Origin of the sequence: Halioglobus sp. HI00S01 (assembly GCF_001635445.1) — a bacterium.
In the GTDB taxonomy this organism is placed as follows: Bacteria; Pseudomonadota; Gammaproteobacteria; order Pseudomonadales; family Halieaceae; genus Halioglobus; species Halioglobus japonicus.
The window spans coordinates 1-202 of record NZ_LWEE01000229.1; the positions used below are offsets into that span (position 1 = coordinate 1).

Here is a 202-nt window from a genome sequence, read left to right on the forward strand (position 1 = left end):
GTCTGGTTAATGTAAAAAGCACAGTTACCTGTGGTGCAATCCTCACCGGTAACAAACGGCGGGAGATCGTATAGAGAGCCGAAGAATGGTCCTGAAGGCGATACCGCGGTGCCTGCATCCGTTTCTTCCCAGAAGCCGAAGAAACCGACAATGTAGTCCAACTTGTCGTCAAAGGCCGTGCCAGTGAATTGAAATTCCTGGG

1 protein-coding gene is annotated in these 202 nt (G+C 51.0%); it reads right to left on the reverse strand.

What is annotated here, in order from left to right; translation table 11 throughout:
- On the reverse strand, positions 1-202 hold a 202-nt coding region (locus A3709_RS24035), incomplete at both ends, for a hypothetical protein (protein WP_197484267.1).